The sequence below is a fragment of the Nitrososphaerales archaeon genome (assembly GCA_025058425.1).
Taxonomy (GTDB): Archaea; Thermoproteota; Nitrososphaeria; order Nitrososphaerales; family JANXEG01; genus JANXEG01.
Map to the genome: position 1 here is coordinate 1 of JANXEG010000060.1, position 7,561 is coordinate 7,561.

Below are 7,561 nucleotides of genomic sequence, written 5' to 3' on the forward strand. Positions count from 1 at the left end.
AGGCATCAGCTAACAATTCAGAATCTCGTGAAGAGAATTGAAAGTTCTCAATACGGCAGAAAGAGACCAGGCTAGTTTTAGGAATCTCGTGAAGAGAATTGAAAGATGATACACACGTAAAGATGACCCAGTCTTATAGAAAAGAATCTCGTGAAGAGAATTGAAAGGTGACCCTTCCCTTAAAGAAAGCTTCGATGAATTCTTCGAAGAATCTCGTGAAGAGAATTGAAAAGAATCAGATAATTTAACTATACCCACTTTCACACCACTAATTATCTCCTCACGATATAACATTTTTATCTTCTTAAAGGTCGAAAACAAAGTCTTCTACCCCATTCCCAGCAAAGACGATCCTCTCTAGACCTCCTTAGCCCTACAACCCTCTCCTTATTTCACATAGCCTTTTAACGCTCAAAGATGTGATCAAACTTTAACTCTTTACTTAAATAATCTTCATAACTCAATCTCAAATATAGCTTTATTTCTATCTGAATGAATCTCAATAGTAAAAATAGTCAAATGTTACGTATGATGAAGATCAAGAAATCGATCATTTCACGCACCCCGAGCTTACTCTTACCATAAATGCGGTCTATAAATGTAATAGGCAATTCTACAATTCTTAACCTCCTTCTACGTACTTTTAATAGGGTTTCAACCTGTACCACATAACCCTTACTCTTCAATGGTAGCATAACCTCTACAGCCCTTCTACTGTAGCATCTATATCCAGTCGTTACATCCCTTACATCCAATCGAAGAAGTGATCTAGCGATCCAATTTGCAAATCCAGAGATGATCCTTCTCTTAAGGCCCCATCCCTCGATCCTCCCTCCCCTTACATAACGACTACCCAGAACCAGATCGGCATTATAGCAGAGCTCGACCATCTTGGGAATGTATATTGGATTGTGAGATAGGTCTGCATCCATCACCACGACAAGATCGGGAGGGGGTTGGAGCTTTAATATGATGTTAAGCCCATCGTTAATAGCACTACCAAAACCCAACCTTCTACCCCTCTCCTTTAAGATTATATTACCATAACGTCTATTCATTTCAATTAGAGTATCTACAGTACCATCTGTACTACCATCGTCCACGATCACTATATGCTCTATAATCCCTAAAGATTCTAGCTCTTCGATGAGTCTACCGATCGTATCGACTTCATTCAGAGTAGGTATTACAACACTAACCCTCTTTGGATTCTTCAATACCTTCTCTTGATACTCGGAATGGCCCTTTTGATACTCATCCGCTGAATCTATCGATTCAAACATACTGAGATTCTATAGCGATTTTGTAGTTTTATCTCTTTTGCTACGATCGAATATTCCAATACTCCAATATCCCGATATTCCGATATATCGAATTAACAACGATTGGCAACAATGCATCGATATATCGATAGATGTTTCTATAATTCACATAACTACGATTTACATTCTTCGATCACCTAATGGTTATAGTTAATAGGAGGTATCTTCTAATTTGAGCTAAATGGGATTCCCACGCTGGCTCAACCTACTCATCTTGACCATAATCGGATTGGTACTCCTGATCGCCTCACTCTCGACCATCGAGTTGGAGGACTTCATCTCTGCGATGCATAGGCTTAAGTTGGAGATGGTGATCATGAGCACGATATCCTTCCTCCTATACTACTTGTTTAGAGGTATAAGATGGGTGATACTGCTGAGGCCGGTGAAGAACTCCGTCAGCCTAATCAACACATTTAGAATAACGATCATCGGCTACTTTGTAAATACCTTGATCCCCATTCGAGTGGGCGAGTTCGCACGGGCGATCCTCCTGAATAGAAAAGAAAGGGTCGGGGTATTCGAGGGTCTTTCATCGATCGCTGTAGAGAGGGTACTCGATCTATTCAGCATTTCCCTCATAGGTCTAATCGCTGTATCCTTCTTACCCCCAAATATCCCATACCCCTCATGGTTTATAGATAGCCTTTACTTGGTCTTTATACTCGCGTTAGCGATGATCTTGGTTATAGTATTCGCTACAGTGATGCAGATCGAGATTATAGGCTTCATAGAAAGGCTGTTAAAGAGGGCTTCGATCATCCCTAGCAAGTGGAGGGAAAAGCTTCTTAATATTATGAAGTCTATATTGGAGGGTGCTTCTGGCCTGAATCAGAGGCCCAGCCTGGTCGCTCTCAGTTTGATACTATCGTTGGTGATATGGGTCATGTACGCTCTATTCCTCTACTTCATATTTGAAGCGTTCACGTATCGGTTACATTGGAGTATGTGGATGCTGGGCGCAGCCCTGATGGCCATCTCATTCGCCTTTCCCGCCGCACCGGGGTTTGTAGGTACGTTCGAAGCTACCTGGATGATCGTATTCTCATTCGGCCTAAAGCTACCTGCTGAAATCACCATGCCGATAGGTATCTTCGCCCACATCATCGATGTACTCGTCGCTGTGATTCCAGGCTATCTCTGTGTATTATGGATGGGTATCAAAAGTAAGGAGTTGTTATCTCAACCAAGGCGTGATTAATCCAATATAACATTCGTGAAAAGCATTTTTCATGAATATGGATGAATATATGTTGGGCATTAAACGTTACATTCAAGGTTCAAATCTTTCAAACTTTATATGATTAGGCTTATAGAATTCGGTCTTATTGATTCCGAAAGGTAAATTAAGTATATCTACATATCCATTGTAGGTGATTGAATTGCACAAGGATCAAGTTATAGGTGTATTGATCCTCATTGGTAGTATAATTGGGATAGTGATATACGGTCTTCTAATATATTATTGGCCTCTCATAGTATTACAGATTACGGCATTCTTAGCTTTGGCAGTACTCTTGGGGATCGTTGCATGGATCGGTTGGACGATGGCGACCACACCACCACCAGCACCATTAGAAACCGAACTCAAGACCGAAGCTACAACGGCATCTGAAGAGAAGAAAGAGGGTCAACCGTCTTAACCATATTACATAATGCGAAGTGTAAAGTAGAATAGATTATAACGCTACTCAACCACTTGCTATCTTTCTATCTTCTAGACTTATCAACCTCGATCCTCTTTAGGGTTTGCTCGTATAACCTCATACCTGCCCTTTGATAATATATGCACAATATTCACACCCAATCGATTCAGATGGTGTGAGATAAAGCGGCGATGGCAGTAATTTGGCGAGATCTCTAGACACATCAGGCACACGCGACCATCTTCGGCCAATCGAAGGATATGCGCGATACCTTCTAGAAAGGCTCTCGAATGCATATACTCTTCATAACCCCCTCTTCTATACCCTCCAAGCTCATCGCCCAACCACACGTACCTTACATTAGCCTCTGGGAGCCACTTCTCTAAACTCTCTTTAGAGAAATAACCTATTCTGGATCTTGGCCATCTCCTCACATCGACCAAGATATCGATACCATGCTCCTTAAGGAGTTCTAAAAATGCCTCTCTCTTCCTCTTTCCATGCCCTATCGTATATACGTAAAGGCGTTTCGAATCTGTGGTCATAAAGATCGAATGAAAGTCGAATGGAACTCTTATAACGAATCCCTTTGATTAGAAATGTACTGGTTATACTTAAGTCATTAACTCATAAAGTCGTATCGATTTTAATGTACCGATTAGTAGCTTTGATGATCCACTATCTGGTAAAATTCTTAAATATGATAGAATCTAAAGATTAGTTTGTTGCATAGTAAAGAGTATTCCATAAAGATGGCTGGTGTGGGCGGGCAGGGTATCAGAATAGCTGGTATAGTATTGGGCACGGCCGCAACGATCGAGGGAAAGTATGCATCCCATTGGCCATCCTACGGTGTTGAGACGAGAGGGGGGCCGAGCATCTCTGATGTTATTATATCGGATAATAGGATTGTATATCCTAGGGCAACATCTATCGATATACTCGTATTGATGGCATCTGGCTTCTCAGAATATATAAATAAAGTGAAGAATGGAGGATCGATCATATTAGATGAAGATCTCGTAAAGGAGAAGATCGAACGTAGCGATGTAACTGTAAAAAGGGTAGCGATTACTAGCATTGCAGATAGATTGGGTAAGAGGGGAATGGTAAATATGGTGATGTTAGGGAGGCTCATCTCCATTACAAGGATACTTAGCGAAGATTCTATAATAAAATCGATAAATGTGGTATTGCCGGAGCATCTACGAAAGGATAATATCGAAGCATTTAAGGTTGGGATGGTGTGGTAATGGCAGTATTTAATATAATAAAGCACGATAAGAGATATTCACTCTTCATCTATGAAGACCTCTGTAAAGGTTGTGGTATATGTGTGTGGTTCTGCCCATCAAAAGTCCTGAGCCTTTCTAAGGAGATAAATAAAAGGGGCTTTCATTTCGCAAAACTCGATGATGAGTCAAAATGTACCGCTTGTAAGATCTGTGAACTCGTATGCCCCGACTTTAGTATAGGTTTATCGGAAATATCGGAAATTTCGACATCAAATAAAAGATAGAACCCTCTCTAAGGATACTAAGTATGCTAAAGGATAGAATGCTTTATACATCCGATCTAACCGATTCTTCCGTAAGCCTTCGATAACGCTCGACCAGCCCGATCTTTTCTTTATCTACAAACTCTCCTACGATAATCTTATCGCTCAACTCTTCTTCAGACATACTTTCTGCCAACTCCTTCCTTACAGATTTATTCTTAAACCAATCTATACATTCTACCGGCTCAGAAAGCTTCAATATGTACCTACCGAGGTATGTGGGGCATTGCCCTATGATCTCTATGAATGAGAAGCCATTCTTCTTTATACCCTTCTTTATCGATTCTATCGCAGGCCTTACGTGATAAGTAGTCCACCTCGCTACGTATACAGCGCCAGCAGCTTCGAGGAGTCTGCATAGGTCGAATGGATCCTCTATATTACCGAAGGGTGTAGTAGAGGTATAGGCGCCATATGGTGTAGTTGGGGCCAGTTGCCCGCCTGTAGATGCATATACACCATTGTTGAGTAAAACTACTGTAAGTTCTATATTCCTCCTCGCTGCGTGAATCAGATGATTGCCCCCTATCCCCGAACCATCCCCATCACCCGTTACGACGATCACGGTAAGTTTCGGATTGGCAAGTTTGATCCCTGTGGCGAATGCGATAGCCCTTCCATGGAGTGTTGTAAGTGCATCACAACGCACAAACCTCACACCTCTCGCACAACATCCAATTCCACTTACAAGCACAACTTTGCTCATATCTATACCAAGTTCATCTACAGCCCTTGCGACCCAATGGTAGACTTGACCGATCGCACAGCCGGGGCAGAATTCATGTGGTAGATTTTCTACCTTGATCAAACTTCTTAATGGATGCTCCATTCATGCCACCTCCTTTATCTTTAGCAGAATCTCATCTGGCGTATGGGTATCGACTAGTTTGAGCAAAGGTATCACCTTTTGATCACCATCTACGGCCCTCTTTACTTCATATAAAATCTGCCCGTTGTTGACTTCCGCTACTATTATGCTTTTTGCAGATGCGCATAAATCCCTTATCAAAGAATCATGGAATGGCCATATGGTAACGAGCCTTAACATACCTGCTTTAATACCCATCTCCCTCGCATCCATCACCGCTTTAAGTGCAGCCCTTGCACTCATACCATAGGATATAACGATGACCTCTGCATCTTCTAAATACTTGGTTTCTAACATCACTATCTTATCGATATTCGATCTGATCTTGGCCGATAAACGCCTCCACACTTTATCAGCCAGATGGTATCTAACAAGGCTCAATATAGGATGGCCTTCTTCAGTGTGAAGATGGCCCGTGTAGTACACTCTATACCCGCTACCGAGTATCGCCATTGGGGGGCTCTTATCCATCGGTGCTTCAAACGGTTTATATTCCTCAGGGTTGCAAGTAGCTACCCTTCTATTCACCAATCTTATCTTATCGGCTTCAGGCACTATCAATGTCTCTCTTAAATGGCCTACAGAAGCATCGGATAGCATTATCACAGGTACTCTATACTCCTCGGATAGATTGAATGCCTGAATCGTAAGGTCGAATAGCTCTTGTACAGAGGATGGTGATAGCGCTATTATCTCATATATCCCTCCATGTGTACCCCATCTCGCTTGCATTACATCGCCCTGTTGGCCAAAGATACTCCCTGTACTTGGGCCCACACGTTGAACATCGATTATCACACACGGTGTTTCAGTAGCTATAGCATAACCTATACCTTCCTGCATCAGACTGAAGCCTGGCCCCGATGTCGCGGTCATCGCCTTTAATCCCGCTAAAGATGCGCCTATAGTAGCACATATAGAGGAAATCTCATCCTCCATCTGTATGAATACCCCTCCCACTTTTGGCAATAACCTTGCCATTTCTTCAGCGATTTCACTCTGTGGTGTTATCGGATATGCTGCGAAGAATCTACAACCCGCGTATATCGCACCTAATGCACATGCATGATTTCCCAAGATAAAGTAAGAGCCGGGTTTTATCACATCTTAACCTACAACTCCATGTTATATAAACTAAACGAAAATGGTTGGTGAACGTTGTAGATCATGAGCATTGTGAGTAAAGATACAAATAAATGTGGAATAAAAGATGACTCATTTCTAATGCTTATAATGGCTCAATCTTAAAGTACCTCGCATCATCCACTAATTTTAGATTGAATAATGAGATAGTGTCCGGATAAGCCATCACCTCCTTATGGTTGCATAGTATATACTAAATAGCCCAAGGAATAGCTTGAGGGATAGTGTCCGGATAAGGCTTATTTATATGCTTATGTTCATCATTACTATGTTCAATATAATCAATTTGATATCCTCTTGCTTCATACGTAACAAAAAAGTAGAGAAGTAAAGGTATTGGCAGTTTTAGACTACATGTTTTACGGTAGCTGTAGAAAGGTTTCTAAGATCTTAAGCTTAGCGTTAGAGCCCATAAGCAAATCTACTGTTCATGAATTAGCTAAGAAGGTATCTGAAATCAAGTTAGCTTCAAATATTAAGGAGAGAAGGTGTATAGCTATAGATGAAACAAAGCTTAAAGTGAAGAAAGTAACTGTATATATAATTAGCAATAGATATTGATACAAAGGAGCTCATAGCTTTAGATGCATCTTATCAAAGATGTGAGTTAAACGCCCTTATATTCTTAAGAAAGGTATTGAAGATGTGTAAGAATAAGCCACTCATCTTAATAGATAAAGGACCATGGTATCATTGGGCTTTGAATAGACTTGGTTTAGAGTATAAGCATGAAAGATTTGGTATGAGGAATAGAGTTGAAAGGTTCTTCAGATACTTGAAGGAGAGGACTATGGTATTCTACAATAAGATGAGTTCAAGAGACTATATAAGAGGATTATTTAACCTCAAGCTATTCCTTGGGCTATTTAGTATATACTATGCAACCATAAGGAGGTGATGGCTTATCCGTACACTATCCCGGACACTATCTCTAACTCGGGCTCGTCAAGATAACGGGTTCAGGTTTAGACAAAATGACTAAATTTCATCTCAAAGGTGTACTGCTAATTTTTTATCTTATCTT

The 7,561-nt window shown here is 41.0% G+C and carries 10 protein-coding genes; 6 read left to right on the forward strand and 4 right to left on the reverse strand.

All coding sequences use genetic code 11. From position 1 onward, the window contains the following. Positions 1–515: 515 nt before the first annotated feature. A complete protein-coding gene (locus NZ896_06020) occupies positions 516–1,283 on the reverse strand; it encodes a polyprenol monophosphomannose synthase (GenBank protein MCS7117007.1) in 768 nt (255 codons plus the stop codon). Positions 1,284–1,503: 220 nt separating this feature from the next. Between NZ896_06020 and NZ896_06025 the strand changes: the two genes are divergently transcribed. Further along, positions 1,504–2,523, forward strand: coding sequence for a flippase-like domain-containing protein (locus NZ896_06025; GenBank protein ID MCS7117008.1), 1,020 nt, complete (start codon positions 1,504–1,506; stop codon positions 2,521–2,523). 181 nt (positions 2,524–2,704) lie between these two features. Next, on the forward strand, positions 2,705–2,965 hold the full coding sequence (locus NZ896_06030) for a hypothetical protein (GenBank protein ID MCS7117009.1): 261 nt from the start codon (positions 2,705–2,707) through the stop codon (positions 2,963–2,965). Between the two features lie 83 nt (positions 2,966–3,048). Here NZ896_06030 and NZ896_06035 read toward each other — a convergent pair whose 3' ends face one another. Then, positions 3,049–3,513: a DUF488 domain-containing protein gene (locus NZ896_06035; protein ID MCS7117010.1), complete on the reverse strand. Its 465-nt coding sequence runs from the start codon at positions 3,511–3,513 to the stop codon at positions 3,049–3,051. Positions 3,514–3,693: 180 nt separating this feature from the next. Between NZ896_06035 and NZ896_06040 the strand changes: the two genes are divergently transcribed. Continuing rightward, positions 3,694–4,221 (forward strand): 2-oxoacid:acceptor oxidoreductase family protein, encoded by a 528-nt coding sequence (locus NZ896_06040; protein ID MCS7117011.1) that lies wholly within the window; start codon positions 3,694–3,696, stop codon positions 4,219–4,221. Continuing rightward, positions 4,221–4,487, forward strand: coding sequence for a 4Fe-4S binding protein (locus NZ896_06045; GenBank protein ID MCS7117012.1), 267 nt, complete (start codon positions 4,221–4,223; stop codon positions 4,485–4,487). The genes NZ896_06040 and NZ896_06045 overlap by 1 nt, the downstream gene beginning before the upstream one ends. Positions 4,488–4,530: 43 nt before the next feature. Here NZ896_06045 and NZ896_06050 read toward each other — a convergent pair whose 3' ends face one another. Both NZ896_06050 and NZ896_06055 read right to left on the reverse strand, forming a co-directional pair. Continuing rightward, positions 4,531–5,355: a thiamine pyrophosphate-dependent enzyme gene (locus NZ896_06050; GenBank protein ID MCS7117013.1), complete on the reverse strand. Its 825-nt coding sequence runs from the start codon at positions 5,353–5,355 to the stop codon at positions 4,531–4,533. Next, positions 5,356–6,498: a 2-oxoacid:acceptor oxidoreductase subunit alpha gene (locus NZ896_06055; GenBank protein ID MCS7117014.1), complete on the reverse strand. Its 1,143-nt coding sequence runs from the start codon at positions 6,496–6,498 to the stop codon at positions 5,356–5,358. Between the two features lie 375 nt (positions 6,499–6,873). Between NZ896_06055 and NZ896_06060 the strand changes: the two genes are divergently transcribed. Next, positions 6,874–7,098: a hypothetical protein gene (locus tag NZ896_06060; GenBank protein MCS7117015.1), complete on the forward strand. Its 225-nt coding sequence runs from the start codon at positions 6,874–6,876 to the stop codon at positions 7,096–7,098. Between the two features lie 13 nt (positions 7,099–7,111). Next, positions 7,112–7,435, forward strand: a complete 324-nt coding sequence (locus tag NZ896_06065; GenBank protein MCS7117016.1) for a hypothetical protein — start codon at positions 7,112–7,114, stop codon at positions 7,433–7,435. Positions 7,436–7,561: the final 126 nt, after the last annotated feature.